Source organism: Microbacterium arborescens (assembly GCF_030369635.1).
Lineage (GTDB): Bacteria > Actinomycetota > Actinomycetes > Actinomycetales > Microbacteriaceae > Microbacterium.
In genome coordinates this window covers 2,335,265-2,360,326 of record NZ_CP128474.1, presented here as the reverse complement: position 1 = coordinate 2,360,326, position 25,062 = coordinate 2,335,265, and the positions used below count along the sequence as shown (strand labels likewise).

Annotated in this window: 20 protein-coding genes; 11 read left to right on the top strand and 9 right to left on the bottom strand. The window is 69.8% G+C overall.

What is annotated here, in order from left to right; genetic code table 11:
- Window positions 1-70 precede the first annotated feature (70 nt).
- Complete coding sequence (gene ispG, locus QUC20_RS11210) at window positions 71-1,201, top strand: flavodoxin-dependent (E)-4-hydroxy-3-methylbut-2-enyl-diphosphate synthase (RefSeq protein ID WP_023955151.1); 1,131 nt, start codon at window positions 71-73, stop codon at window positions 1,199-1,201.
- A 218-nt stretch (window positions 1,202-1,419) separates the two neighbouring features.
- Here ispG and pcp read toward each other — a convergent pair whose 3' ends face one another.
- Window positions 1,420-2,055, bottom strand: a complete 636-nt coding sequence (gene pcp, locus QUC20_RS11205) for a pyroglutamyl-peptidase I (RefSeq protein WP_289329914.1) — start codon at window positions 2,053-2,055, stop codon at window positions 1,420-1,422.
- Between the two features lie 75 nt (window positions 2,056-2,130).
- On the opposite strand from pcp, the gene QUC20_RS11200 reads away from it, so the two are divergent.
- Complete coding sequence (locus QUC20_RS11200; RefSeq protein WP_289329913.1) at window positions 2,131-3,888, top strand: proline--tRNA ligase; 1,758 nt, start codon at window positions 2,131-2,133, stop codon at window positions 3,886-3,888.
- A 113-nt stretch (window positions 3,889-4,001) separates the two neighbouring features.
- On the opposite strand, the gene QUC20_RS11195 is transcribed toward QUC20_RS11200, so the two are convergent.
- The 3 genes from QUC20_RS11195 to QUC20_RS11185 form a co-directional block, all read right to left on the bottom strand.
- Window positions 4,002-4,811 (bottom strand): DUF1206 domain-containing protein, encoded by an 810-nt coding sequence (locus QUC20_RS11195; RefSeq protein ID WP_289329912.1) that lies wholly within the window; start codon window positions 4,809-4,811, stop codon window positions 4,002-4,004.
- A gap of 95 nt (window positions 4,812-4,906) precedes the next feature.
- The gene (locus tag QUC20_RS11190; protein WP_289329911.1) at window positions 4,907-6,013 is read right to left on the bottom strand and encodes an NAD(P)-dependent alcohol dehydrogenase; all 1,107 of its coding nucleotides are present in this window, start codon (window positions 6,011-6,013) and stop codon (window positions 4,907-4,909) included.
- A 98-nt stretch (window positions 6,014-6,111) separates the two neighbouring features.
- A complete protein-coding gene (locus QUC20_RS11185) occupies window positions 6,112-6,720 on the bottom strand; it encodes an acetate uptake transporter family protein (protein ID WP_289329910.1) in 609 nt (202 codons plus the stop codon).
- A gap of 142 nt (window positions 6,721-6,862) precedes the next feature.
- Here QUC20_RS11185 and nusA point away from each other — a divergent pair, with 142 nt between their 5' ends.
- The 4 genes from nusA (at window position 6,863) to rbfA (ending at window position 11,589) form a co-directional block, all read left to right on the top strand.
- Window positions 6,863-7,849, top strand: a complete 987-nt coding sequence (gene nusA / locus QUC20_RS11180) for a transcription termination factor NusA (RefSeq protein WP_120264845.1) — start codon at window positions 6,863-6,865, stop codon at window positions 7,847-7,849.
- A gap of 30 nt (window positions 7,850-7,879) precedes the next feature.
- A complete protein-coding gene (locus QUC20_RS11175; RefSeq protein WP_112617239.1) occupies window positions 7,880-8,131 on the top strand; it encodes a YlxR family protein in 252 nt (83 codons plus the stop codon).
- A gap of 95 nt (window positions 8,132-8,226) precedes the next feature.
- The gene (gene infB, locus QUC20_RS11170; RefSeq protein ID WP_289329909.1) at window positions 8,227-11,019 is read left to right on the top strand and encodes a translation initiation factor IF-2; all 2,793 of its coding nucleotides are present in this window, start codon (window positions 8,227-8,229) and stop codon (window positions 11,017-11,019) included.
- A 132-nt stretch (window positions 11,020-11,151) separates the two neighbouring features.
- The gene (gene rbfA, locus QUC20_RS11165) at window positions 11,152-11,589 is read left to right on the top strand and encodes a 30S ribosome-binding factor RbfA (protein ID WP_071919310.1); all 438 of its coding nucleotides are present in this window, start codon (window positions 11,152-11,154) and stop codon (window positions 11,587-11,589) included.
- 43 nt (window positions 11,590-11,632) lie between these two features.
- Here the strand turns inward: rbfA and QUC20_RS11160 are convergent, their stop codons facing one another.
- The 3 genes from QUC20_RS11160 to QUC20_RS11150 are packed head-to-tail and all read right to left on the bottom strand — an operon-like array spanning window position 11,633 to window position 15,918.
- On the bottom strand, window positions 11,633-12,499 hold the full coding sequence (locus QUC20_RS11160) for an HhH-GPD family protein (RefSeq protein WP_289329908.1): 867 nt from the start codon (window positions 12,497-12,499) through the stop codon (window positions 11,633-11,635).
- A 4-nt stretch (window positions 12,500-12,503) separates the two neighbouring features.
- The gene (locus QUC20_RS11155) at window positions 12,504-14,882 is read right to left on the bottom strand and encodes a glycosyl hydrolase family 95 catalytic domain-containing protein (protein ID WP_289329907.1); all 2,379 of its coding nucleotides are present in this window, start codon (window positions 14,880-14,882) and stop codon (window positions 12,504-12,506) included.
- A gap of 34 nt (window positions 14,883-14,916) precedes the next feature.
- Window positions 14,917-15,918 (bottom strand): LacI family DNA-binding transcriptional regulator, encoded by a 1,002-nt coding sequence (locus QUC20_RS11150; protein ID WP_289329906.1) that lies wholly within the window; start codon window positions 15,916-15,918, stop codon window positions 14,917-14,919.
- 259 nt (window positions 15,919-16,177) lie between these two features.
- On the opposite strand from QUC20_RS11150, the gene QUC20_RS11145 reads away from it, so the two are divergent.
- The 5 genes from QUC20_RS11145 to QUC20_RS11125 all read left to right on the top strand — a co-directional run bounded on the left by QUC20_RS11145 (window position 16,178) and on the right by QUC20_RS11125 (window position 21,260).
- A complete protein-coding gene (locus tag QUC20_RS11145; protein ID WP_220700932.1) occupies window positions 16,178-17,455 on the top strand; it encodes an ABC transporter substrate-binding protein in 1,278 nt (425 codons plus the stop codon).
- Window positions 17,456-17,516: 61 nt separating this feature from the next.
- Entirely contained in the window at window positions 17,517-18,488 is a 972-nt protein-coding gene (locus tag QUC20_RS11140) for a carbohydrate ABC transporter permease (protein ID WP_120264851.1), read from the top strand.
- Entirely contained in the window at window positions 18,485-19,399 is a 915-nt protein-coding gene (locus QUC20_RS11135) for a carbohydrate ABC transporter permease (protein ID WP_289329905.1), read from the top strand. The genes QUC20_RS11140 and QUC20_RS11135 overlap by 4 nt, the downstream gene beginning before the upstream one ends.
- Entirely contained in the window at window positions 19,396-20,175 is a 780-nt protein-coding gene (locus tag QUC20_RS11130; RefSeq protein ID WP_120264853.1) for a ThuA domain-containing protein, read from the top strand. The genes QUC20_RS11135 and QUC20_RS11130 overlap by 4 nt, the downstream gene beginning before the upstream one ends.
- A complete protein-coding gene (locus tag QUC20_RS11125) occupies window positions 20,172-21,260 on the top strand; it encodes a Gfo/Idh/MocA family protein (RefSeq protein ID WP_183045405.1) in 1,089 nt (362 codons plus the stop codon). The genes QUC20_RS11130 and QUC20_RS11125 overlap by 4 nt, the downstream gene beginning before the upstream one ends.
- A gap of 292 nt (window positions 21,261-21,552) precedes the next feature.
- On the opposite strand, the gene QUC20_RS11120 is transcribed toward QUC20_RS11125, so the two are convergent.
- Window positions 21,553-22,827 (bottom strand): glycoside hydrolase family 27 protein, encoded by a 1,275-nt coding sequence (locus tag QUC20_RS11120; protein WP_289329904.1) that lies wholly within the window; start codon window positions 22,825-22,827, stop codon window positions 21,553-21,555.
- The gene (locus QUC20_RS11115; RefSeq protein WP_289329903.1) at window positions 22,824-25,031 is read right to left on the bottom strand and encodes an alpha-galactosidase; all 2,208 of its coding nucleotides are present in this window, start codon (window positions 25,029-25,031) and stop codon (window positions 22,824-22,826) included. Before QUC20_RS11115 ends, QUC20_RS11120 begins: the two co-directional genes overlap by 4 nt.
- Window positions 25,032-25,062: the final 31 nt, after the last annotated feature.

Below are 25,062 nucleotides of genomic sequence, written 5' to 3'. Positions count from 1 at the left end.
GCTGCGCGGCTCCCAGCCCGTCTGCGGCGGTGCCGCGTAGGCTGTGCCCGTGCCAGCTGTCAATCTCGGGATGCCCCAGGTTCCGGACGTCCTCGCTCCCCGCCGCAAGAGTCGGCAGATCCGTGTCGGAAAGGTGCTCGTGGGGGGTGGAGCACCGGTCAGCGTGCAGTCGATGACGACCACTCCGACCACCGACATCAACGCGACGCTGCAGCAGATCGCCGAGCTCACGGCATCCGGGTGCGAGATCGTCCGCGTGGCCGTGCCCTCGCAGGACGACGCGGACGTGCTGCACATCATCGCGAAGAAGAGCCAGATCCCCGTCATCGCCGACATCCATTTCCAGCCGAAGTACGTCTTCCAGGCGATCGACGCCGGATGCGCGGCTGTGCGCGTGAACCCGGGCAACATCCGGAAGTTCGACGACCAGGTCGGTGCGATCGCGAACGCGGCGAAGGCCGCCGGGGTGTCGCTGCGCATCGGCGTCAACGCCGGCTCGCTCGATCGCCGCCTGCTCGAGAAGTACGGCAAGGCGACCCCGGAAGCCCTCGTCGAGAGCGCGGTGTGGGAGGCCTCGCTCTTCGAGGAGCACGACTTCCACGATTTCAAGATCTCGGTCAAGCACAACGACCCGATCGTCATGGTCAAGGCCTACCGGCAGCTCGCCGAGCGCGGCGACTGGCCGCTGCACCTCGGCGTGACCGAGGCCGGTCCCGCCTTCCAGGGGACGATCAAGAGCGCCACCGCGTTCGGCATCCTGCTCGGCGAGGGGATCGGCGACACTATCCGTGTCTCGCTGTCGGCGCCGCCGGCCGAAGAGGTGAAGGTCGGACACCAGATCCTGCAGTCGCTCAACCTGCGCGAGCGCAAGCTCGAGATCGTCTCATGCCCCTCGTGCGGGCGCGCGCAGGTCGATGTGTACACGCTCGCCGATGACGTCACCGCTGGTCTGAAGGATGTCACCGTGCCCCTGCGCGTCGCCGTCATGGGCTGCGTCGTCAATGGTCCCGGAGAGGCGCGCGAAGCCGATCTCGGCGTCGCATCGGGCAACGGCAAGGGACAGATCTTCGTCAAGGGCGAGGTCATCAAGACGGTGCCCGAGTCGGAGATCGTCGCGACCCTCATCGAAGAGGCCCGCCGCATCGCCGACGAGCTCGGCCCCGATGCGCCGCTCGGCACAGCGCAGGTCGTCACCGCCTGAGATCGGTTCCATAACGCTTCGACCGCGGATGCCGCGGGTCGTGCGCCCGCCCTGCCAGGCTGGGGGCGTGCTTCGTCGCGGACTGGGGGCACGGCTCGCACAAGGTGTTCGCGACCGATGAGACGAACGTCGTGAGCGTCTACGAGAGCGACCTCGATCTGGCGTCTCAGGTCCTGGCGCGCATGCTCACCGCGCTCTCCAGCTGAAACGAGGCTGCGTCAGTCGATCGTGCCGGCGGCGTACGACGCGTCGCCGTCGGTGTCGAGCGAGGTGCGGAGCGCGATGCGCAGCGCCCGGGCGATATCGGCGAGCGGGAGCGAGGGCCGGTCGTCGGGCGCCGTCTCGCGCGCGTACGGCACATGGATGAAGCCGGCTCGTCGGACAGTCGGCCCGTCGACGTCGAGGGCGGTGAACATGGCGTGGTTGCAGACGAACGTGCCGGCCGAGTGCGAGACGGCGGCGGGGATGCCGGCATCCGCGATCGCGGCGGTGATCGCCTTGACGGGCAGGGTTGCGAAGTGAGCGGCGGGCGCGCCGGGCGATGACGGGACGTCGACCGGCTGGTCGCCGGCATTGTCGGGGATGCGCGCATCGATGAGATTGATGGCCACGCGCTCGACGGAGATGCCGGTGCGCCCGCCTGCGAGGCCCGTCGCGATGACGACGTCGGGTTCGTGCGTCGCGATGAGCTCGAGGAGGTTGCGGCGCCCGCGGTCGAACTCGACCGGAAGCACCGCGGTGACGAGCTGTTCCGGTTCGTCCCACTGATCGGCGACCATGCGGACGGCGTCGCCCGACGGGTTCGTCGCGTCTCCGGCGAACGGCTCGAATCCGGTCAGCAGCACGGTCGTCATAGCTTCAGGCTAGGCGCAAGCTCCGCCTTCGAACGAGCGCACGTCGCGGCCCCGCGGCATCCGTAGACTCGACTCGTGGTCACCCGTATGTCGCACCTGTTCCTCCGCACCCTTCGTGAAGACCCCGCGGGCGCCGAGGTCGCCAGTCACAAGCTGCTGATCCGCGCCGGCTACATCCGACCGCAAGCAGCAGGCATCTTCGCCTGGCTGCCGCTCGGCCTGCGCGTCAAGGCAAAGATCGAGCGCGTCGTGCGCGAGGAGATGGCCGCCGCCGGTGCGCAGGAGGTGCACTTCCCGGCCCTGATGCCGCGTGAGGCGTACGAGGCGACGGGACGCTGGGAGGAGTACGGCGATCTGCTGTTCCGCCTGCACGACCGCAAGGGCGGCGACTACCTGCTCGCGCCCACGCACGAAGAGGCGTTCACGCTGCTCGTGAAGGATCTCTACTCGTCGTACAAAGACCTGCCGCTGACGATCTACCAGATCCAGGACAAGTACCGCGACGAAGCGCGTCCCCGTGCGGGCCTGCTGCGCGGACGCGAGTTCACGATGAAGGACGCCTACTCGTTCGACGCGAACGACGCCGGTCTCGAGGTGAGCTACCAGGCGCAGCGCGACGCGTACGAGCGCATCTTCCAGCGCCTCGGACTCGAGTACGTCATCGTCCAGGCGGATGCCGGGGCCATGGGCGGATCGCGTTCGGAGGAGTTCCTGCACCCGACGCCCGTCGGCGAGGACTCGTTCGTGCGTTCCGCGGGCGGATATGCGGCGAACGTCGAGGCGTTCACGACGGTCGTCCCGGAGGCCAAGCCGATCGACGGCCTCCCGGAACCGGTCATCTTCGACTCGCCCGACACCCCCACGATCGAGACGCTCGTGGCACACGTCAACGCGAACCTCGAGGGCGAGTTCACCGCGGCCCACACGCTCAAGAACGTCGTGCTCGCCCTCACGCACCTCGACGGCACGCGCGAGCTCGTCGTCGTCGGCCTGCCCGGCGACCGCGACGTCGACGACAAGCGCGTCGAGGTCGCTTTCGCACCGGCCGAGGTCGAGCCGGCGACGGCCGAGGACTTCGCGAAGAACCCGCTGCTCGTGAAGGGTTACATCGGCCCATGGTCGCCCGAGGGGCCGGTGCTCGGCGAGGAGTCGGCGACCGGCATCCGTTACGTCCTCGACCCCCGCGTCGTCGACGGCACCTCGTGGATCACCGGCGCGAACATCGACCAGAAGCACGTGCACTCGCTCGTCGCGGGCCGCGACTTCACGGCCGACGCGTTCGTCGAGGTCGCCACCGTTCGCGAGGGCGACCCGGCCCCCGACGGTTCAGGCCCCGTCTCGATCGCGCGCGGCATGGAGATCGGCCACGTCTTCCAGCTCGGCCGGAAGTACGCCGAGGCGCTGGGGCTGAAGGTCCTCGACGAGAACGGCAAGCTCGTCACGGTCACGATGGGCTCGTACGGCATCGGCGTCACCCGCATCCTCGCGATCATCGCCGAGCTCAACAACGACGAGCGCGGGCTCATCTGGCCCGCATCGGTGGCTCCGTTCGACGTGCACGTCGTGGCGACGGGCCGGGATGCCGCGGCCTTCGAGCTGGCCGAGCAGCTCTCGAGCGATCTCGAGGCGGCAGGGCTCGAGGTCGTCTACGACGACCGCCCGAAGGTGTCGCCGGGCGTGAAGTTCGGCGACGCCGAGCTGGTCGGCGTGCCGTGCATCGTCATCGTCGGCCGCGGTGCTGCCGACGGCCAGGTCGAGCTGTGGGACCGCCGCGCCGGAGAGCGCGAGACCATCCCGGTCGCCGACGCCGTCGCTCGACTCACCGCGCGCTGAGCTTCGTCTCTCGTCGCCGGATGCCGCGCAGGTTGCGGCATCCGGCGCACTTTCTTGTGCGCTCGAGGGGCCGAAGTGCGCCCGAAAGCGGCGAGCGGTCGAACGGCCGGGGCTCAGAGGTCGGCGTAGCGTGCGCGGAAGACGGTGAACACGCCGTAGGCGATGAGCCCGGCGCCGACGACGACCACGATCTCGCGACCGAACGACAGATCGAGCAACGCCCGGATCGCGGCATCCAGACTGCCCGCCTCATCGGCACGTGAGCGCACGGCGGCGACGATGAGCACACCGCCCAGCGAGCCGAGCGCGACGCCTTTCGCGACGAACCCGGCGACACCGAGACCCTCGGCGACACGACCGAGGGCCCCGTCGGGGATCGTCATCTTCGAACGGAACGAACGTCGCACCCCCATCACGACGAAGACCACTCCGGCGATCGCGACACCGACGCCGACGAGCACGATCGCGAACACGCCGCCGGGAAGCGCGAGGATGCCGCGGCTCGCGTCGCGCGCGGTCTCGTCGGCCTGCGGGCGGGCGCCGAGCGCCACGGCGGCCGAGAGCCCGCCGAAGAACAGGAACACGATCGCCTGCCCCCACTCCGAGACGCGCAGCCCCCAGACGGACGCCCCGCGCCGGCGCCGCGAGGCGAGCATGCCCTCGGCCAGGTGCCAGACACCCAGAGCGGCCAAGAGCGTGGCCGCCGCCCAGAGCGCGATGAAACCGAGGGGAAGCTCCGCGACCGCGCGGAACGCCCCCGTCTGGTCGGCGTCGCGCTCGCCACCGAAGGCCACCGCGACGATGAGCGAGCCGATCAGCAGGTGCACGAAACCGTTCGCGACGTAACCGCCCCGAGCCAGCACACGTGCCGCGGGATGCCGTTCGACGGCGCTCGCCGCGTCGTGCACCCCGTGTTCGGCCATCCCGCGAGCCTACGGCCTCCCGCGCCCGGCGAGACGGATCGGGCCGGAGCGCGCATCCATGTGCGTGCTCCGGCCCGATCGGCGTATCCGGTCGGTCAGTCCATGACGAGGACGGCCTTCACCGCCTTGCCCGACTGCGTGTCGGCGATGGCCTGCTCGATCTCGGAGAACGGGTACCTGGTGATGAGCTGGTCGAAGGGGAAGCGGCCGGCCTCGTGCAGCGCGAGCATCTCGGGGATGAACTTCTGCGGCACCGCGTCGCCCTCGATCGCGCCGACGAACGTCTTGCCCGAGCCGGAGATCGATGCGAGTGCGATCTCGGTTCCGGGCTTGGGCACGCCGACCAGGGCGATCTTGGCACCGAACGCGGTGGCGGCGACGATCGTGTCGACGACGGCGGGAACGGCGGTGGTGTCGACGGCGTAGTCCGCGCCGACGCCGCCGGTGATCTCGAGGATGCGGGCGACGGCATCCTCGTCCTTGCTGTTGACGGTGTGCGTCGCGCCGAGCTTGGCGGCGAACTCGAGCCGCTCCGGGAGGATGTCGACCGCGATGATCGTCGTGGCGCCGGCTACCTTCGCGCCCATGATCGAGGAGAGCCCCACGGCTCCCGTGCCGGTCACGATGACCGATGCCCCGGCGGGGACGTCGAGCGAGTTGAGTACGGTGCCGGCGCCGGTCTGCACACCGCAGCCCAGGGGTCCGGCGATCTCGACATCGGCGTTCTCAGGCAGCTTCACCGCGTTGCGGGCCTCGACGATGACGTGGCTGGCGAAGGAGGACTGGCCGAAGAACGACCCGTGCACGGCCGACCCGTCGGCGGCGGTCATGGTGGCCGACCCGTCTTCGCGTGCTCCGCCGAAGTTGAGCGCCATGAAGTTACGGCAATACGCCTCGCGCCCCGTGAGGCAGTTGGTGCAGTGGCCGCACGACGCGAACGACACCGCGACCTTGTCGCCGACGGCGTAGCCGATGACGGCATCGCCGACCTGCTCGACGGTGCCGGCTCCCTCGTGGCCGAGCACGAACGGGAATGCGGCGGGGATGTGGCCGTGCTGCACGGCCAGGTCGGTGTGGCACAGCCCGGTCGCGGCGACCTTCACGAGCAGCTCGTTCGGGCGGATGTCGTCGAGGGTGATCTCCTCGAACGTGAACGGGGCGTCCTGGCCGTGCAGGACGGCGGCGTGCGCGGTGGTGGTCATGTGAGGTTCCTTTCGCGTTGCGGTCACGGCGGCAATGCCGTCGTCGCGACCGATGTCACGATCGGGCGTCGTCTCCCGCACCGCGGGCCGCCCGGTCCTCAAACAGTATGCGCCTGAATCGATACAGGGGAGGCTGTCCGGAACCACGCGGGCCCCAGTGGCAGGATGCTGCGGCCGAGCGTGCGGGCGTAGAACTTCTCGAGCAGCATGTACGCCGCGAGCGCGGAGGCTAGCAGCAGGGCGACCGAACCCGCCGCTCCGACGGTGGCCGGGCCGCCGAATGCGGTGACGGTCTGCAGACCGAGACCGGCCGCGACCGCGAGCAGGGTCACGGGCAGCACGGTGTTCCGCGAAGCGGCGGAGAGCGCGAACACCAGCGCGAGGATGGCGAACATCAGCGTGAAGACGCCCCGCGCCGGCCCTTCCACCTCGAAGAACCCGAGCTCGCCGCCGAGCAGGAAGCCCGGCATGCAGATCCAGTACCAGCCGAAGGCGTTGTAGACGATGAAGTGGAAGTCGTCGCCCGCAAAGTACGAGAGCATCCCCGCCGTGACCTGCACCACACCGCCGAACACGGCGCCGACCCAGAAGACCGGGCTCTCGTTCTGGAGCCCGAGATGCTCCAGCTGGGCCGTGAGCGTGGCGATCACGAAACCGAGCAATCCGATCAGTCCGGGGTCGGCGAGGCGGGGAGTGCGTTCGGTCATGCTCCCCAGTATCCCGAGATCGCCCGATCGACAGTTCCTCCCCAGCACCGGGCAAACACGTTCCCAGCCCCATCGGGTAACGTTGGATGGATGCCGGGAGCGCGAAACGCACCCGGACAAGAGCTGAATATGGAGGGCCCCCATGGATATCGATCTCTCACTGCTGCGCACCGTCGAGCGAGAGAAGGAGATCCCCTTCGACGAACTCGTCCGCATCATCGAGCAGGCGGTCCTCACGGCGTACGCCAAGCACACCTCGCCCGACGGCGAACTGCCCGAGGGGGCTCGTGCGGAGCTCGACCGCAAGACCGGACACGTCGCCATCTACGTGCCGATGCGCGACGACGAGGGCGTCGTCATCGGTGAGGAGGAGTCGACTCCCGACGACTTCGGCCGTATCGCCGCCTTCGCTGCGAAGCAGGTCATCAGCCAGCGTCTGCGCGACATCGCCGACGACGCCGTGCTGGGGGAGTTCCGCGGCAAGGAGGGCGACATCGTCGCGGGTGTCATCCAGCAGGGGCCCAACCCCCGCATGGTGCACGTCGACCTCGGCACGATCGAGGCCATCCTCCCGCCGGAGGAGCAGGTCGCGGGCGAGGAGTACCGTCACGGTTCGCGTCTGCGCGTGTACGTGACGTCGGTGTCGAAGGGCACCAAGGGGCCGTCGATCACCGTGTCGCGCACGCACCCCGGCCTCGTTCGCAAGCTCTTCGCCATGGAGGTTCCCGAGATCGCCAACGGTCTCGTCGAGATCACCTCGCTGGCTCGCGAGGCCGGCCACCGCACGAAGATCGCCGTCAAGGCCAACGACCCGTCCATCAACGCCAAGGGTGCCTGCATCGGCGAGCTGGGTCGCCGCGTCCGCGCCGTGACCGAGGAGCTCGGCGGCGAGAAGATCGACATCATCGACTACAACGCCGACCTGCCGGCGTTCGTGGCGAACGCGCTGTCTCCGGCGAAGGTCACCTCGAGCTTCGTCCTCGATGCGGCGACGAAGGCCGTCCGGGCGCTCGTCCCCGACTACCAGCTGTCGCTCGCGATCGGCAAGGAAGGGCAGAACGCCCGCCTCGCCGCCAAGCTCACCGGCGCAAAGATCGACATCCAGCCCGACTCGATCCTGGAGTCCTGACGAAACCGGGATGCCGGTCGAGGGGGTAGAATGGAACCTGTTCGAACGTGCGTGGGCTGCCGCGCGCGTGCCTCCCGGTCCTCGCTCCTCCGAGTCGTGGCCCGCGACGGCGTCTTGATCGCAGATCGAGCCGCATCGCTTCCGGGCAGGGGCGCGTGGGTGCACGAGACGCACGAATGCATGGATGCCGCCCTGCGGCGCCGCGCGTTCGGACGAGCCCTGCGGGTGTCTGGCCCACTGGACACGCAGGATTTCCCGATTGATCACCAGCGCAAAGGCTGAACGGCTATGGACACGAAGTGAACGGCTCGAAATGAGACCCGTCCGCGCTTAAGCGGTCCGCCCTGTCCGAGGGTGGGCCTTCAGACAGGAGAATTGTGGCAAAACCACGCGTACACGAGATCGCTTCCGAACTCGGCGTCGACAGCAAAGTCGCGCTCGCGAAGCTGAAGGAGCTCGGCGAGTTCGTCAAGAGCCCCTCGTCCACCATCGAGCCCCCCGTGGCTCGCAAGCTGCGGGCTGCGCTCGAGGCTGAGGGCGGCTCTGCCGCCGCGGCCCCCGCCCCCGCGGCATCGAACGGCGCCAAGCCCGGTGCCGCCCGTCCGGGCGCAGGCAAGCCCGGTCCCTCCGGCGCGAAGCCCGGCCCGGCTGCCAAGCCCGGTCCGGCCAAGCCCGCCGCACCCGCAGCCCCGGAGGCTCCGGCGGCATCCGCCCCGGCTGCTCCCGCGACCCCCGCTGCACAGCCTGCGGCACCCGCGGCGGCGTCCACGCCGTCTGCTCCGGCAGCCGGCGCAGGCAAGCCCGGTCCGGCCAAGCCCGCGGGCCCGACGCCCGGTGGCTCGCAGCCCCCGCGTCCCGGTGGCGCGCGCCCCGGCAACAACCCCTTCGCCCCCTCGCAGGGCATGGGTCAGCGTCCCGCCGGCCCTCGCCCCGGTAACAACCCGTTCGCGTCGGCGCAGGGCATGGGTCAGCGACCCACGCCCGGCAACATCCCGCGTCCGCAGGCTCCGCGCCCCGGCGCTCCCCGTCCCGGCGCCCCGCGTCCCGGTGGTGCCGGTCGTCCCGGTGGCGGCGGTCGTCCCGGAGCCCCCTTCCAGCAGCGTCCCGGCGGTCCCGGTCGTCCCGGCGGTGCCGGCGGCTTCCAGCGTCCGGGTGCTCCCGGCGGCGGTTTCGCCGGTCGTCCCGGTGGCGGCGGTGGTCGCGGTCGCGGCCCCGGCGGCGGTACCGCAGGTGCCTTCGGCAAGGGCGGCGGCAAGTCCAAGCAGCGCAAGTCGCGTCGGGCGAAGCGGCAAGAGTTCGAGATGCGGTCGGCGCCGGTCGTCGGCGGCGTCAACGTCCAGAAGGGCAACGGCGAGATCATCCGCCTGCGCCGCGGTGCGTCGATCGCCGACTTCGCCGACAAGCTCGAGGCGCTGCGCGGCTACACCGTGCAGCCCGGAACGCTCGTGACGATCCTGTTCAACCTGGGCGAGATGGCCACGGCCACCGAGTCGCTCGACGAGGCCACCTTCGAGGTGCTCGGCGAAGAGCTCGGCTACAAGATCCAGATGGTCTCGCCCGAGGACGAGGACAAAGAGCTCCTCGAGGGCTTCGGTCTCGACCTCGACGCCGAGCTGGAGGCCGAGAGCGAGGACGACCTCGAGATCCGTCCTCCGGTGGTCACCGTCATGGGCCACGTCGACCACGGTAAGACGCGACTGCTCGATGCGATCCGTCAGACCAACGTGGTCGCGGGTGAGGCCGGCGGCATCACGCAGCACATCGGTGCCTACCAGGTCTGGACCGAGCACGACGGCATCGAGCGCGCCATCACCTTCATCGACACCCCGGGTCACGAGGCGTTCACCGCCATGCGTGCCCGTGGTGCGCAGGTGACCGACATCGCGATCCTCGTGGTCGCGGCCGACGACGGCATCATGCCGCAGACGGTCGAGGCGCTCAACCACGCCCAGGCGGCCGGTGTGCCGATCGTGGTCGCGGTGAACAAGGTCGACAAGCCCGAGGCCAACCCGGCCAAGGTCCGTCAGCAGCTCACCGAGTACGGCCTGGTCGCCGAGGAGTACGGCGGCGACGTCATGTTCGTCGACGTGTCGGCTCGGCAGGGCACCAACATCCAGGAGCTCCTGGACGCCGTCCTGCTGACCGCCGACGCCGGGCTCGACCTCACGGCGAACCCGAACAAGGCGGCCCGCGGTGTCGCGATCGAAGCGAAGCTCGACAAGGGCCGCGGTTCGGTGGCCACGGTGCTCATCCAGTCCGGAACGCTGCGCGTCGGCGACGCGATCGTCGCGGGAACGGCTTACGGCCGCGTCCGCGCCATGATCGACGAGAACGGCGACCCGGTGGAGGAGGCCTGGCCTTCGCGTCCGGTGCAGGTGCAGGGTCTGAACTCGGTGCCCCGAGCCGGCGACGTGTTCATCGTCACCGAAGAAGACCGTCTGGCCCGCCAGATCGCCGAGAAGCGCGAGGCCGCCGAGCGCAACGCCCAGCTGGCCAAGGCCCGCAAGCGCATCTCGCTCGAGGACTTCACCCGCGCTCTCGAAGAGGGCAAGGTCGAGTCGCTCAACCTCATCATCAAGGGTGACGTCTCGGGTGCCGTCGAGGCCCTCGAGGAGTCGCTGCTCAAGATCGAGGTCGACGATTCCGTGCAGCTGCGGATCATCCACCGCGGCGTCGGCGCCATCACCGAGTCGGACATCAACCTGGCGACGATCGACAACGCGATCGTCATCGGCTTCAACGTCCGTCCCGACACGAAGGCGCGCGAGCGCGCTGCCCGCGAGGGCGTGGATGTCCGGTTCTACTCGGTCATCTACAACGCGATCGACGACGTCGAGCAGTCGCTCAAGGGCATGCTCAAGCCGGAGTACGAAGAGGTCCAGTCGGGTGTGGCCGAGATCCGCGAGGTGTTCCGCTCCTCGAAGTTCGGCAACATCGCGGGTGTCATCGTCCGCTCGGGCACGATCACGCGCAACGCCAAGGCCCGTGTCATCCGCGACGGTGTCGTGCTCGCCGATGGCCTCGCCATCGAGTCGCTGCGCCGCTTCAAGGACGATGTCACCGAGGTGCGCACGGACTTCGAAGCCGGTATCGGCCTCGGCAAGTACAACGACATCCAGATCGGCGACGAGATCGAGACCACCGAGATGGTGGAGAAGCCGCGCGGCTGACACTCGTCAGGCGCACCGGCGTTGGACGTCGCCCGGTGACGGATCCTTCGGGATCTCCGTCGCCGGGCGGACGTCCAACGCCGTCGCTGTCTCTGCCCGCCGCTGCGCGGGCCGGAAGAAGGAGAAGAAGGTATGTCCAGCGAACGTCAGTCGCGCCTGGCCGACCGTATCCGCGTGCTCGTCGCGGAGCGGCTCGAGAAGGGGCTGCGCGACCCGCGCCTCGGATTCGTGACCATCACCGACGTGCGCGTCACGGGTGACCTGCAGCACGCGTCGGTGTTCTACACCGTGTACGGATCCGACCAGGAGCGGGCCGACTCCGCCGACGCCCTGCGGGCGGCGACAGGCATGCTCCGCAGCGAGGTCGGCCGGAAGCTCGGTGTCCGGGTCACGCCGACTCTCGAGTTCATCCTCGATGCCATTCCCGAGAACGCGGGACACATCGAGCACCTGCTCCGCGAGGCGCGCGAGCGGGATGCCGCCACGGCGGCCACCGCGACGGGCGCGAGCTACGCGGGAGAAGCCGACCCCTACGTCAAGCCTCGCGAGGCCGACGAAGACGAGGACTGAGAAGAGGGATGCCGCGGCACAGCGGCATCCCTCTTCTGTTTCGTCAGCGGGGGAGGCGCAGCCGGCCGTCGACGGCTTCGACCAAGCCGTCGGAGACGAGCGAGTCGATCGCACGGTCGCGCTGAACCGTGTCGGGCCAGTCGCCGATGACATCGTCCACAGCCACGTCGTGTGTCTGGGCTGACCGCAGAACCTTGAGGATCGCGCCTCGCGTCTGCCGGTCGCTCCCTTCGTAGCGCGCTTGCTTCACGCGGGTGTCGCCGGTGTCGGGGTAGCCGGCGGCACGCCAGGCGCAGCGGTCCGCTAGCGGGCAGAGGTCGCACCGTGGCACCCGGGCCGTGCACACGAGCGCCCCGAGCTCCATCGCCGCGGCGTTCACGACCGTCGAATCGGTGACGTCGTCGGGCAGGATCTCGGCCATGTCGGCGAGGTCGCGCTTGGCTGCCGGCCCGGGCTGTGATCGACCATGAACGGCTCTGGCCAGGACTCGACGGGTGTTGGTATCGACGACGGGGTGCCGATCGCCATACGCGAAGACGGCGACGGCACGCGCGGTGTAGTCGCCGATACCGGTCAACGCGAGCAGATCGTCGACGTCGCGGGGCACGACGCCCGTGTGGCGGTCGCGGATCTCGACGGCGGCACGGTGCAGCCAGAGCGCGCGCCGCGGGTATCCGAGGTTGGCCCACTGCCGCACGGCGTCGGCCGGGGCGGCTGCGGCGAGGGCCGCCGGCGTCGGCCATCGCTCGAGCCACGCCTCGAGCAGGGGGATCACCCGTGCCACCGGGGTCTGCTGCAGCATGAACTCGCTCACGAGGATGCCCCAGGCGCCGAATCCCGGGCGTCGCCACGGGAGATCGCGCGCGTTGTCGCGGTACCACGCGATGAGCGGCGAGGCGAGGTCGGGCACCCGTTCAGCCTACGACGTCGCGACCGTGCGCCTCCGCCGTCGTGTCGCTCCGCCGCATCCGCAGGGTGACGGCGCCATCGCCCAGAGCGATGACCCGCCGGGTACCGTCCGCTTGGCCGTGCTCGTCCTCCCACGTGAACCCGGATCCGGTGCGCACGGCCGTCGTGCCGGTGGGGCGGAGCCACGAGGCTGCGGGCAGCCGGCGCAGCTGGGCCGTCGCCCCGCGCTCGTCCCACGACAACTGATCGATCACGATTCCGCCGCGCGCCCGGAGCCCGGTGATCCTCCCGCTCGGCCATCGTGGCGGCAGCGCCGGCAGCAGCTCCAGCGAGTCCAGCGTCGATCGGCACAGCATCGTGGCGACGACGGCGGGCAGTGCGCCGCTGGCGTCGAGGTTGAAGATGTTGCCGGCGTCGTGAGTGGTCGTCAGCGATGGGCGCCAATGCAGAAGAGCGAGCCACTCGACGCACCGCACCGCCGCTTCCGCATCGCCGAGGGCTGCGGCCGCCTGACCGAGCTGCCCGAGACCGAAGGCCATCTCCATCCGGCCCGGCGGGGGAGCGGGATCGTGTGCTCGCCACGCGATCTTGTCGGCGGTCGTGCGCCGGGCGGCCTGCCGCAGCGCGGCGGCCGACGGACCGTCACCCGTGAACGCCTCGTCGGACTCGTACCAGAGCGGGTACAGCTGCGAGGCGTGCCGGTGAGCGATGTTCTCCGGCGTCGCCGGGTCGAGCCACTCGGCCAGCGTCCCGTCGGGTGCCACGGCGAGGTCGGGGAGGCTGTTCGCCAGCGCCTCCCACCGTTCGTCGAGCGAATCGTCGCCCCGAGCGCGCCCGAGCAGACGGGCCGCGCGGGCGGCGTCGCGGTATGCCGCGATGTCGATGGCGGCATCGATCGCGAGTGGCGTCGCCGATCCGGCGGGGGTGTTCTCGGGCGAGTAGCTCGGCGAGAAATGGCGGACGCCGCCCTCGACGACTGTCGCGGTCTCGCCGAAGGCGAGTACACCGGTGACGAGTCCCCAGAGCCGGTCGTCGACGATCGAGCGATCGCCCGTGAGCGCCACGATGTCCGCCGCTATGCGGAGGACCCACGGGCCGGCGCCTGCCCAGAAGACGTGCGGGTACGCGCGGTCGACGTGGTTCGCGATGCCGTGTGTCGACATGCGAGAAGGAAGCAGCATCCCGGCGGCGCCGTAGATCCGGCGCGCGTTCTCGCGGTAGTCGTCGAGGTGAGGGAGGACCAGTTCGAGGAGCGAGCGGGCGAGTTCGGGGCTTCCCGTCACGCCGATGCCGGCGAGAGCGCCGTTCTGCACGTTGCCGTTCATGGTGTAGTCCGCCGACCACGCCGGCCTCCAGGTGCCCTGCCAGACGCCCTGCAGGGTCGGGGGCAGCTCTCCGGTGGCTGCGATGATGTTCGACCGCCCCGACACGTAGGCGATCTCGATCGCGTGCCGGACGGCGTCGGCGTTCCCCGACCGCGCTTCGCGCCAGAGCTCACCGGTCGTCGCAGCATCCGCACCGGGTACGCCATGGAGGTCGAGGAGCGAGGAGGTGACGAGTGAGCCGTGGTCGCGTTCCTGCGAGCGGAGACGCTCGTCCCAGTCGGCACCGGGTGCGGGAGCGGGCGATCGTCCGGTGACGGACAGATCGAACCGCACCGTGCGACGGTCGCCGCTCGGGACGTGGATCCGCGCTTCCAGCGCGTCTTCCGCTGCCCGCCAGGCGACGTGGTGGCCGGGGGTCGTGGCGGCGACGGCGGCGACGATCCGAGCTGCCCTGTCGACGATCTCGAGGTGCCCGACCTCGCCCGCGCGCGTCCGTCCCGTGACGGTCCCCGTGTAGTCGGGTGCGAACGACGTGGCAGGCGAGTCGTCGGTCGGTGCGAGTCTCAGGCGGATCCGCATCTCGGTGTCGGTGTCTGATTCGAGTGCGAGCTCGACCGTGTCGGTGCCGCGCGCGGCGACGACGCGGACCCGGTGCGTCGCGCCGGAGTCGTCGCGCCAGGTCACGCTCGCCATCCCGCGGGCGAGGTCGATCTCGCGCGTCGTCGACGCGCATCCGCCGGGGGTCGTCATTGTCAGCGAGCCGCAGAGCGCGAGCGGATCGGTCCAGACGAGGTCGGTGAACCCGGCCTCCGCCAGAGCGGAGTCGAAGATGTCGCCGGCCAGGCGGGAGTCACCGAGAGCGAGAGCGGCCCGCAGCCGTGGCACGGCCTCGCGAAGCAGCGGTGCCGGCGGTCGCGGGTTGGCGGGCAGGAAGAACCTCTCGTGCGCCATCGAGATGCGCAGGTCGTCGCCGGTTCCGTGGATGACGGCGCCGACGCGGCCGCTTCCGACGATGAGGCCGTGCTCCCACGAGTCGGCCGATTCGGTGCTTCGGAACACCAGACGCGGGTGCGCGCTCACTCCGCCGCCGCGGTCACAGCGATTCCCGGTGGACGAGCGAGGTGGGCAGCACCTGCACGCGCTCGACGGCTTCACCGCGGATGGCGCCGAGCAGCGTGTCGGCGGCGGCGCGACCCATCTCCTCGAGCGGCTGGCGCACGGTCGTCAGCGGGGGATCGTTCGTCGCCGCGAGGAGGACGTCGTCGAAGCCGACGAGTGAGACGTCGGTCGGCACACGCCTTCCGGCGGCCTGCAGCACGCGCATGGCACCGGCGGCCATGAGATCGGAGCACGCGAACACCCCGTCGAGGGTCGGGACGCGCTGCAGCAGCCGGGCCATCGCCGCCGTCCCGCTGTCGAGGGTGAAGTCGCCGTGGACGATGGGTCCCGGCTCGATGCCGTGGCGCGCGAGCTCGTCGGTCCAGCCGCGGGTGCGTTCGCGGGCCTGTTCCATGTCGAGCGGCCCCGTGATGATGCCGATGTTGCGGCGTCCGTGTTCGACGAGCGCTCGCGCGGCGAGGACCCCGCCCCCGTAGTTGTCGGAGTCGATCACGATCGGGTCGGGGCCGATCTCGCCACGCGGCCGGCCCACCCACGCGATCGGCACGGGCGAGTCGGCGAGCCTGTCGACGAGGTGGGTGATCTCGTGCTGGAGCACCACGATCGCGCCGTCGATCGCGCCGGATCGCAAGAACCGCGGGATGCGATCGAGGTCTTCGTGATCGGCGGGCAGCAGCACGGGCTGCACCTCGCCGGCGGATAGGCCCTTGGCCGCGCCCTTCATGACCGCCGTGAAGAACGTGCCACTCAGTCCGCCCAGCTCGTCGAACGCGATGACGAGTCCGATCGCGCCGGCTCGTCCGCCGCGCAGCACCCGCGCTGCGAAGTTCGTCTCATAACCCAGGCGCGCGGCCTCGCGGCCGACGGCTGCCGCCATGGCCGGGTCGACGTTCGTCGCTCCGGCCAGGACGCGCGCGGCCGTGGCGCGTGAGACGCCGGCGGCGCGGGCGACGTCGACGATGGTCGGTCGAGACATGGCTTCCTCTTCCTCAATTCCGGATCGGAGAGCGAAAGATCGTTCTCCGACGCGATGATCTTTGCACGACGGTAGCCGCCGTGCGCAACTTTGCGACGGTGACGGGGGTCTCTCCATGCGTGTCACGAAACAGAAGGATGCTGCGGCTTGCCAGGCATTCGAACACGGGATACTGTGTCCCGGCATGAGAGAACGATCTCTCAGTGGGGTATCTGATCGCCCCGCGCACATCACATGTCCCCAAAGAAGAGGAGCAGTTGTGAATCGTCGCAGACTGGCCCTGCCCATCGCAGCTCTCGGCGTCGTCGCGATCGCGATGACCGCGTGCACATCCGGTGGATCCGGCGGCGGGTCGGATGACCCGAACGCCGAGTTCGAGTTCTGGTCGTTCACGGGTATCGGGCAGCAGGACTCCGTCAACCAATATCTCGAGCAGAACCCGGACGCCAAGGTGAAGCTGTCGGAGGTGGGCAGCACCGCCGAGACCGCCACAGCGCTCACCGCGGCCCTCGCCGGCGGACGCGTTCCCGACCTCGTCATGATCCAGAACGACGAGCTGCCGAAGTTCATCGCGAACCCGAGCAACTTCATCGATCTGCGTACCCTCGGGGGTGATGACCTCGGCGAGGGGTATCTCGACTGGGCCATCGCCGAGGCGACCGGCGAGGACGGATCGATCGTCGGCATCCCGACGGATATCGGCGGACTGGGGTTCGCCTACCGTGCCGACCTCTTCGAGGCGGCGGGGCTTCCGACCGACCCGGATGAGGTCGCCGAGATGTGGTCGACGTGGGACGGCTTCATCGAGATGGGCAAGAAGTACACGGCCGCGACCGGAGAGCCCTTCGTCGACAACGTCGAGACGAGCGTCTTCTTCTCGACCGTGAACCAGGTCACCGAGAAGTACTACACCCCCGACGGCGAGCTCATCTTCGACACCAACCCGCAGGTCGAGGAGGCGTTCGACGTCGCGGTGCGCACCTACGAGGCGGGCATCAGTGCCGGTATCGCCGCGTGGTCGTCCGGCTGGGCGCCGGGCAAGGCGAACGGCGCCTTCGCCGTGAGCACGGCACCGTCGTGGATGCTGTCGGGCTACAAGAACGACGCACCCGACACCGAGGGTCTCTGGCGAGTGGCCTCGATCCCGGGCGTCGGCGGCAACTGGGGCGGCAGCGTCATCGCGATCCCGGCCCGCGCGAAGAACCCGCAGGCGGCATGGAAGTACATCGAGACGATGCTCTCGCCCGAAGGTCAGACGGCTCACTTCGCCCGCACCGGCACCTTCCCGGCAGCCAAGAGCGCTCTCGAGAGCACCGAGGTCACCAGCTACACCGACCCGTTCTTCGGGGACTCCCGGATCGGTGAGGTCATCAGCAACTCGGTGCTGCAGTTCCAGTCGTTCCACAACGGACCCGACACGAGCGCGATCGGGGCGGCACTGCTCAACGCACTCGTCGACATGGAGGCGGGTAACGTCGCGCCGCGCGAAGCGTGGCAGACCGGCGTCGACAGCGCCCGGGCCGCGATCGGCGGTTGACCTTACCCGTTCGGTGGTGGTCCGCCCCTGGGCGGACCACCACCCTCATCGAGGACGCACCATGACTGCGACAGCCACCGCCACCTCCATCACCATCGACAAGAGAACCGCTCGGCGCGAACGCCCGCCCAGACGCGCCATCCGACAGCCGCTCGCCGAGCGCATCGCGCCCTACATCTACATCGCCCCGTTCTTCGTCATCTTCTTGATCTTCGGGCTGTTCCCCCTGCTGTTCACGTTCTACGTGGCCCTGTTCGACTGGAACCCGATCGGCGAGCAGACGTTCGTGGGCCTGGCGAACTTCGAGCGGCTCGTCCAGGACACGCGCTTCTGGAACGCGTTCGTGAACACCTTCGGGATCTTCCTCATCTCCACGATCCCGCAGCTGCTCCTGGCTCTCGGGCTCGCGCACCTGCTGAACCACGCGACCCTGAAGATGGCGAACTTCTTCCGCATGGCGCTGCTGGTTCCCTACATCACATCGGTCGCCGCGACAGCCCTCGTCTTCGCGCAGATCTTCGACAAGAACTTCGGGCTCATCAACTGGGTGCTCGACCTCTTCGGCATCCCGGCGGTGAACTTCCTGTCGTCGCAGGTCGGCTCGTGGATCGTCATCTCGTCGATGGTGATGTGGCGCTGGTTCGGATACAACACGCTGCTCTACCTCGCCGGGCTCCAGGCGCTCCCGCGCGAGATGTACGAAGCGGCCTCGGTCGACGGCGCATCGGGCTGGCAGCAGTTCATCCACCTCACCATCCCGTCGCTGCGCCCCATCATCATCTTCACGGTCATCATGTCGACCATCGGCGGTCTGCAGATCTTCACGGAGCCGCTGCTGGTGGCCCCGGAGTCGGGGCTGACCTGCGGCGGCGGGCGCCAGTGCCAGACCCTCGCGCTGTTCCTCTACGAGCAGGGCTTCGGCCAGTTCGAGTTCGGCTACGGCTCGGCGATCGGCGTCGCCCTCTTCGTCGTGGTCGTCGTCGTGTCGGCGATCAACTTCTTCCTGACCACCCGCACCCGAAAGGCCCGATGATGTCCGACGCCGTCGACACAGCTGTGCCGCACCCCCTCGCCCCGGCCGCCCTGAGCGCGCCCCGCAAGCGTCCTCGGCGCGGCGGCGGTCGCGTCGGACGCGTGCCGTGGCCGGTCTACGTCCTGCTCGGGATCGCGGTCTTGATCAGCGTCTTCCCGCTCTACTACATGTTCGTGATCGCCTCGGTGGGGGCCTCCGCCGTCACCTCGATCCCGCCGCGCTTCTACCCCGGACTGAACTTCTTCGACATCGCGACGAAGGTGTTCGACACCGTGCCCTTCTTCCAGTCGCTGCTCAACAGCGCGATCGTCTCGCTCTCGATCGCGGTCATCGCGTCGCTGCTGTGCGCGCTGGCCGGGTTCGCCTTCGCGAAGCTGCAGTTCCGGGGCCGTAACGCCCTGTTCGTCATCGTGCTGCTCACCATGACGGTGCCCGCTCAGCTGAGCGTCATCCCGCAGTACCTGATCATCTCGTGGCTGGACTGGGTCGACACCCTGCAGGCGATCATCGTGCCCGGGCTCGCCAGCGCGTTCGGCATCTTCTGGATGCGGCAGCACATGGCGACCACCCTCAACGACGAGCTCATGCATGCGGCCCGCATCGACGGTGCGAACAGCTGGCAGATCTTCTGGCGTATCGGATTCCCGGTGGTGCGGCCGGCGGCATTCGTGCTCGGTCTCATCACGTTCACGTCGGTGTGGAACGACTTCATGTGGCCCTTCATCGTGCTGAAGTCGCCCGAGCTGTTCACGGTGCAGATCGCGCTCAAGCAGCTGCAGGCGAACCGCTCGATCGACCTCGCGCTGACGATGGGCGGATCGTTCCTGGCGACACTGCCGCTGCTCATCGTCTTCTTCGTCGTCGGGCGGCGTATGGTGGCGGGCATCATGGACGGGGCGTTCAAGGGGTGACGAGCACAGCGAGCGCCCCCATCCGCGTGCTGGTGTGGGGCGAGAACCATCACGAGAAGCACCACGACATCCCGCGCGCCCTCTATCCCGACACGATGCACGGGACCATCGCCGCCGGGCTTCGGCGACTGCTCGGCGACGATGCCGTCGTCGAGACGGCGACACTCGACGATCCCGAGCACGGTCTGAGCGAGGAGCGGCTCGCGCAGACCGACGTGCTGTTCTGGTGGGGACACCTCCTGCACCACGAGGTCGACGACGTCGTCATCGAGCGGGTGCACCGCCACGTGCTCGGCGGGCTCGGGTTCGTGGCGCTGCATTCGGCGCATTTCTCGAAGGTCTTCGTCCGTCTCATGGGGACGACCTGCGCGCTGCGCTGGCGCCAGGCGCAGGACCGCGAACTCGTGTGGACGGTCTCGCCCACGCATCCGATCGCGGCGGGTGTGCCGCAACCGATCGTCATCCCCGAACAGGAGATGTACGGCGAGTTCTTCGACGTGCCGCAGCCGGACGAGCTCGTGTTCGTCTCCAACTTCTCGGGCGGCGAGGTGTTCCGCTCGGGGATGACGTTCTTCCGCGGCCACGGGCGGGTGTTCTACTTCTCGCCGGGCGACCAGGACTATCCCGTCTACCATCAGCCCGAGATCCAGCTCGTTCTCGCCAACGCGGCACGATGGGCTCGGAACGATCGCCCCCGCGGCACCGCCCGGCTGGCGATGCATCGGACGGGGGAGTGGGACACTCCGCGCGAGTGGAACGGCGAGGAGCAGTCGTGAACGGAGACGCCCGTCGTGTCGTCGTGGTCGGGGCCGGAGCGATGGGGAAGGCGTGGATCGACACGGTCGCCCGCCGTCCCGATCTCGAGATCGTCGGGCTCGTCGATGTCGTCGTCGACGCCGCACGGACCGCTGCGCTCGAGCGGGGCCTCGTCGTGGCGAGCTTCGGCTCGGTCGACGACGCGCTCGCCGCACTCGGCGTTGACCTGGTCGTCAATGTCACGATCCCGCAGGCGCATCTCGAGGTGAGCGCGGCAGCGCTGCGGGCGGGTGTTCCCGTCCTCAGCGAGAAGCCGGTGACGCCGACCGTGGCGGAAGCGCTGCTGCTGTCCGCCATCAGCGCATCGACGGGAACCCTGATGGCGACGAGCCAGTCGCGTCGGCATTCCCGGGGGATCCGGGCCTTCCGTGATGCTCTCGTCGCCCTCGGCGGGGCCGAGCAGCTGGACGTCCGCTTCTTCCAGAACCCGCGGTTCGGGGGCTTCCGCGACGAGATGCCCTCGCCTCTGCTCGTGGACATGGCCATCCACCAGTTCGATCAGGCGCGATACCTGCTCTCGGGCGAACCCGTGTCGGTCTACTGCGAGGAGTTCTCGCCGAGCTGGAGCTGGTACCGCGGTGACGCTGCGGCAGAGGCGGTCTTCCGTTTCGCGGACGGGCGCCGTTTCTCGTACTCCGGCAGCTGGTGCGCCGACGGGCTGACGACGTCATGGAATGGCGACTGGCGGGGGAGCGCCGCCGGCGGATCCGCTGCCTGGGACGGTGAGACAGAGGTCGTGGTCCAGCCCCGAGAGGGCAGCGCGCAGGCCTGCGCGCTGGCGGACGGGGCCGAGGGACTGGATGCCGCGCTCGCCGAGTTCGTCGCGGCCCTCGACAGCGGTCCGGTGCCGTCCGGCGAGATCACGCGGAACATCGGCAGCCTCGCGATGGTCGAGGCGGCCGTGGCGTCCGCGGCCACCGGCGCCCCGGTCAGGTTCGACGACCTGTTCGAGCGGGCATCGGCGCGCGCCGAGGAGCTCGCTCGCGTCGGGGGCTTCGATGACGCGGCCGGCGTGCTCGGGAGCGACCCGCGCCGCGCGTCCTGACGGTCAGCCCGACGCCGGCCCAACGCCGGCCCAACGCCAGCCCGACGCCGGCCCGACGCCGGCCCGACGCCGGCCCGACGCCGGCCCGACGCCGGCCCGACGCCGGCCCGACGCCGGCCCGACGTGAATCGTCGTGTCAGCGGCGAGTTGGCAGCCGTTTGCGTCGGCTCGCGTGCCGGAGGGGAGCGCGGGTCGTCGATGGTCGCCGACCCGACGTGAATGGTCGTGTCGGCGGGGGATTGGCAGCCGTTTGCGTCGGCTCGCCGTCGGGCGGGGCCGCGCCGCCCGACGGTCAGCCGAAGACGAGCAAGCGCGTGCCGTGACCGGGCACCGTCAGTATGACGCGTCCTTCGGCGATTTCGACGGGGTCGCCGCTCCACACGTCCGTGCACGAACCCGTCCCCGCGGCGCCGACCCCGAGATCGGCGAGGTGGACGACGAGATCCTGAGTGTCGTCGCCGAGCCAGAAGACCGCGCGGTAGGCGCGTGCGCCCACCCGCGCGCTCCAGATGACGAGGTCGCCGTCGCGCACGATCTCGCGCGACTCTTCGCCGTCACGCAGCGCGAGGACCCCGGCGTTGCGCAGGAGGTCGAGCGTCTCGGGCGGGGTGTCGGGGAGGTGGCCGCCCATCATGAGCGGTGAGCGCATCATGCTCCACAACGTCATGACGGTGCGCTGCTCCTCGACCGTGAGGCGGCTCAGACGATCCTCGCCGACGTGTCCGCGCACGCCGATGCGGCCGAAGGGGAGCATGTCGGCATCCGCCCATGCCCCGCGTTGCTGGAACGGGGCCCAGCGGGCCGCGCGCTGGAACTGTTCGACCACCTGGGGCCAGTCGTCCCAGAAGTCGTCGGAGATCCGCCACATCTGACCGTGATCCCGGAGGGTGTCGAGGTGCGCGAGCGACAGTCGCTTGCCGGGCGACAGGCTCAGGACCATCGTCCGTCCCGACCGATCGATCGCGCGTGAGATCCCGGCGATCTCGGCCGTCTCGACGGGCGGGTAGAGCACGTCATCGAGCTTGACGAAGTCGACGCCCCAGGCCGCCAGCTGCGCCATGACCGAGTCGTAGTATTCCTGGGCTCCGGGCGCGGTCATGTCGACGCCGTAGTTGTCGGGGTTCCACACGCAGGCATTCGAGCGGTCGGCGATCGAGTCGCACGTCGCGTCGGGGTGACCCGAGACGGGCAGGGCCGCGTCTGCTGCGGCGCGCGGGACGCCCCGCATGAGATGAACGCCGAAGCGCAGGCCGAGCTCGTGGATGCGGTCGGCGAGGGGGCGGAAGCTCCCGTCCGCCGCGGAAGGGAAGCGTTCGGGCGCGGGCAGCGGCCGGCCCCATGCGTCGAGCAGCGGCCGTGAGACCTCTCGATAGTCGTGCGCGCCCGGATCGGGTTCGTACCACTGGATGTCGACGACGATCGTGTCCCACCCGAAGCTGAGCAGATGCTCGGCGGCATATTCCGCGTTCGCCAGGACCTCGGCCTCCGTCACGGACGACCCGAAGCAGTCCCAGCTGTTCCACCCCATCGGGGGTCGGGATGCCGCGGCCCGGCGCTCGGCGATCACGATGGCGTCACCGCCGCGAGGTGCACGACGGCCGCGCGATCGGGGTGGAAGGTCGGGAACTCCAGCCCGACCCGCGAGAGCACGGCACCCGCGATGACCGGGCCGGTTCCGGTCCCGCCACCACCGAGCGGCGGGCTCTCTCGGAGCCAGGCGGGAACCTGCCAGGGCGGTCCGAACGACTCGGAGCCGCTCACCGACACACGGTAGCTCCGATCGATCGACAGACCGGGGAACCGGACGCGCGCGATCGTGTCGGGCGAGGTCGTCGGAGTGACGATCGTGAACAGCGCCTCGGACCGGTCGGGCGCGACGACCCCGCGCACCTGCGGAGCCGCGGTGTCGAGCTCGCCCGACCCGACGGTCCGCCCCGACGCGATGAGGTCGCGGTGCCGGCGGTACCGCGCGATCCAGGCGCCGAGGACGCGCCGGTCGTGCTCGTCGAGATCGCGGATGTCCCATTCGATGCCGAAGTGGCCGAGGAAAGCCACGGCGCACCGGAACTGCAGGTCGTGGGTGCGTCCCGTGACGCTCGACACGGGGGAGGCGACGTGCGATCCCATCATCTCCGGGGGCACCAGCAGGCCCGTCCACCGCAGGATGCCGAAACGGTCGTGCGGGTCATGGCTGTCGGACGGATGGATCCGGTCGGTCCGCTCGAGGATGCCCAGGTCGACCCGTCCGCCGCCCGAGGCGCAGCTCTCGATCTCGAGGTCGGGGTGCCGACGGCGGAGTTCATCGATGAGTCGGTACACCGCAAGGGTCTGCTCGTGGACCGCGGGGGCGCCCGAGGCGGGGTGCCCTGCGGCGATGAGGTCGCGGTTGTGATCCCACTTGAGGTAGCTCACACCGACGTCCTCGATGAGCCCGTCGAGCACTCCCAGGACGTGGTCGAACGCGGCGGGCTGTGTGAGGTCGAGTACCTGCTGGAACCGGTAGCGCGGGGGAAGCTCGGGCCCAGCCCGCAGGATCCATTCGGGGTGCGCGCGGGCGAGGTCGGAGTCCTCGTTGATCATCTCGGGCTCCACCCAGAGCCCGAACTCCATGCCGAGCGCACGGACCTCGTCGGCCAGCGGACGGAGGCCGTCGGGCCAGGCGACGGGGTCGGGTGACCAGTCGCCGAGCCCGGCGCGGTCGTCGTTGCGCCCGCGGAACCAGCCGTCGTCGAGAACGTAGCGTTCGACGCCGAGCTCCGCCGCGCGGCCCGCCAGGTCGACGAGCACACGGTGGTCGTGATCGAAGTACACCGCCTCCCAGACGTTCATCGTGACGGGACGGGGGCGGCGTGAGGAACGCGAGAGTGCGCGCAGGTGAGCGTGGAAGCGAGCTGCAGCGTCGTCGAGACCGTATCCGTAGCTGCCGAACACCCAGGGTCCGGCGTACTCCTCGCCGGGCGCCAACCGGATCTCGCCGGGGAGGAGCGACTCGCCGCCCCGGAAGTGCAGGCGCCCGTCGGTGCGCTCGACGGTGTGCTCGTGGTTCCCGCTGAATCCGACGTGTCCGATCCACACCTCGCCGGCGTCCGCGGAGAAGCCGGGCGTGCCGACGGCCTGCACGAGCGTCGCGTCGAGGCCGGTTCGTCCGCGCCGGGAGGTGCGCGTGTGGTCGCCGCGGACGACCGGATGCCGCTGAGGGATGCGTTCGTGCCCCCACCGACCGGTGAAGTCGAGGACCTCCTGCGCCCATGTCGGCACCGGAAGGGCGACGGCGAGTGCCTGGACCTCGAGAGGCGCGGGGGTCGTCGCGGCGATCGCGGTGTTTCGGACTCGCGCGCGGGTGCGGAGGAGGCCGTCGCGCGTGAGATCGATCTCTAGCGTGAGCTCGATCTCCGCCGTGTCATCGTGAAGGACCGCGCCGACCCGCCCCGCCCCCGCCGAGGTCACGCCCGGTCCGGCTTCGGCGCCATCGACGGCGAGCGAGCGCAGTGCGAAGCGCGGCGCCCATCCCGAGCCTCCTCGATGTGCCGAGAGCCCCGGCGCCCCGAACCACCCGCGGCTGTGCTCCGGGAGCACACTCGCGCGGTACGGAACGTCGGAATCGCCGTCGATCCCGCTCCTCCTCTCAGCTGCGACGAACGTGAGGAGGTCGGGCTCCGACGATGTCAGGGCCGCGCCCCAATGGACGATCTCCGGCATCCCATCATCGGTCGTCGCGATGACGACGGAGACGTCCTCGGCACTGAGGTGGATCACGCGCATGGAATCCATGCTCCTATTCTGCTGACATCGCTCGGGCGGT

What these genes read in the sequence shown, in the direction of transcription:
- ispG (WP_023955151.1), top strand. Translation starts at nt 71, where the DNA reads ATGCCCCAGGTTCCGGACGTCCTCGCTCCCCGCCGCAAGAGTCGGCAG.
- pcp (WP_289329914.1), bottom strand. Translation starts at nt 2,055, where the DNA reads ATGACGACCGTGCTGCTGACCGGATTCGAGCCGTTCGCCGGAGACGCG.
- QUC20_RS11195 (WP_289329912.1), bottom strand. Translation starts at nt 4,811, where the DNA reads ATGGCCGAACACGGGGTGCACGACGCGGCGAGCGCCGTCGAACGGCAT.
- QUC20_RS11190 (WP_289329911.1), bottom strand. Translation starts at nt 6,013, where the DNA reads ATGACCACCACCGCGCACGCCGCCGTCCTGCACGGCCAGGACGCCCCG.
- QUC20_RS11185 (WP_289329910.1), bottom strand. Translation starts at nt 6,720, where the DNA reads ATGACCGAACGCACTCCCCGCCTCGCCGACCCCGGACTGATCGGATTG.
- nusA (WP_120264845.1), top strand. Translation starts at nt 6,863, where the DNA reads ATGGATATCGATCTCTCACTGCTGCGCACCGTCGAGCGAGAGAAGGAG.
- QUC20_RS11175 (WP_112617239.1), top strand. Translation starts at nt 7,880, where the DNA reads ATGGAACCTGTTCGAACGTGCGTGGGCTGCCGCGCGCGTGCCTCCCGG.
- rbfA (WP_071919310.1), top strand. Translation starts at nt 11,152, where the DNA reads ATGTCCAGCGAACGTCAGTCGCGCCTGGCCGACCGTATCCGCGTGCTC.
- QUC20_RS11150 (WP_289329906.1), bottom strand. Translation starts at nt 15,918, where the DNA reads ATGTCTCGACCGACCATCGTCGACGTCGCCCGCGCCGCCGGCGTCTCA.
- QUC20_RS11140 (WP_120264851.1), top strand. Translation starts at nt 17,517, where the DNA reads ATGACTGCGACAGCCACCGCCACCTCCATCACCATCGACAAGAGAACC.
- QUC20_RS11135 (WP_289329905.1), top strand. Translation starts at nt 18,485, where the DNA reads ATGATGTCCGACGCCGTCGACACAGCTGTGCCGCACCCCCTCGCCCCG.
- QUC20_RS11115 (WP_289329903.1), bottom strand. Translation starts at nt 25,031, where the DNA reads ATGGATTCCATGCGCGTGATCCACCTCAGTGCCGAGGACGTCTCCGTC.